The following is a 1,784-nucleotide window of genomic DNA, read 5'->3' on the forward strand; positions in this document are numbered from 1 at the left end:
TATTGGCGACGACGGCTGGCACCATTGAACCAAACATGCTGTATACCGCTTCAGGCGTTTTCGCCATTTGTGGTGCGAGGCGGTAGCTGGCCCAGTTTTCATAACCTAATAGGGCGGCACGCTCGGCACGTAATTGCGCAAGGCGAGACACTAAAGATGCCGTTTCGTTTTCACCCGTTAAGCCACGGTTTGCCGAGGCTTCCCAAATGCGTTGGCGCAGTTCACGGTTCTCTAGAGAGGCGAGCACAGGCTGGCGAGTGGTGTTGGTGATGTTGATTAAGTACTTACCTTCGTGACCCGCGGCCTTGGCATCGTTTGCTGCCGAGGTGATTTCGCTGTCAGTCAGGCCCGCCAGTTGCTCTTTGTTATCGACAACGATGGCGATTTCTTTGGTTAAGCGCAGTAGACGTTGTGAGAACTCGTTGGTTAGTGTCGATTGCTCTTCGTTCAGAGCGCGGATCTTCACTTTCTGCTCATCGGTCAGTTTAGCGCCGGCCATGATAAACCGTTGGTGATACACCTCAACCAAACGAACCGCTTCAGGCGTTAAGCCTAAGTTATTGCGGTCGTTATAAATGGCTTCAATACGGGCGAATAGTGCTGGATTGAGGTTGATGTTATCCGAGTGAGCCGCCATTTTTGGCGCCATTTCGCCTTGGATTTTACGCAGGGCTGGATTGCTATTTGAACCTGCTAGGTTGTAAAACACGCTCGATGCGCGAGTCAGCAGGGCACCACTTTTTTCCATGGCGACAATCGTGTTGTCGAAGGTCGGGGCGGCAGGATTGTTAGCAATGGCCAAAATCTCTTGGTAATGCTCTTTAATGCCTTGCTCTAATGCGGGCTGAAAATGCTCGTCTTTAATCACGCTGAAATCAGGCGCTTGGTATTGCAGTGTGCTGGCTTGGAACAGAGGATTTTGGGCTTGAACTGCGGTCACATTTGCGGCTTTGGTATCTTGAGAGCTACAACCTGCCAGTGCTCCTGTCATCAGTGTGGCGCCAATGGCGATGGCAATAAAACTTTTACGCATAGTTGAGTGATTTCCTTAGAATTGTAGTTTTTTGTGACTCTAACGTTACTAACTTAAATGGGACTGAAAACCTATGGGGTGAAGTTGTAAGTAAAAGTAAACAAAAAAGCGCCCTACAATCGTAGGGCGCTTGGACTATTTCCTTGCAGGGAAAATAGCGGGACGACTAACTACTTACGGGTAAAGTTATGGTACTTGTCGATACCAGAGCTGCTACCTGTGTTGTGGCACACGGCACAAGATTCACCCGTAGGTTGCTTGAACCAATCGCCAGTGGCTGGCACGCTGATTTCGCCACCGTTGCTCACCATGTGAGCTTTGACTGCATCGCCAGTATGGCAGGCATAACAGTTAGCGGTAACAGGGCTGGTCATCTTGCTGCCAGGTTCAAGAATGTATTGATTTGGCACTTTGTTTAAATCTATAGCAGTTTCGTGACAGGCAACACAGCTGGTGACTGGGTTGATAGCGCCTGCGCCGTTCGCTGTCTTGGCTTGGGAGCCGTCGGCCTTCATCTCACCGACATTCGCACCATTACCCCAGTGCCAGCTGTGGATCATAGGACCAAAACCTGCACCGAGTGTGGCCGAAGTCCGCGCCATACCGTTATCGTGACAGGCAATACAACCGTTACCGCCTTGATCGAATGCACCGTTTTTATGGAAGGCGGTGGCATCGTTATGGCAAGTCGTACAGCTGTTATCGCTGATCACAGTGCGACGTTCAAAACCAGATACTTTCTCAGCGCTTA

2 protein-coding genes are annotated in these 1,784 nt (G+C 50.3%); both read right to left on the minus strand.

Features of this window, described 5'->3' with window-relative positions:
* Nucleotides 1-1,033 (minus strand): M3 family metallopeptidase (locus tag ACQY6Q_RS00005; protein ID WP_427976374.1); only part of this gene is annotated, 1,033 nt, incomplete at its 3' end.
* 170 nt (nucleotides 1,034-1,203) lie between these two features.
* Nucleotides 1,204-1,784: multiheme c-type cytochrome (locus ACQY6Q_RS00010; protein ID WP_427976377.1), on the minus strand; the 581-nt coding region annotated here is incomplete at its 5' end.

This window comes from Agarivorans sp., from assembly GCF_050295395.1.
Taxonomy (GTDB): Bacteria; Pseudomonadota; Gammaproteobacteria; order Enterobacterales; family Celerinatantimonadaceae; genus Agarivorans.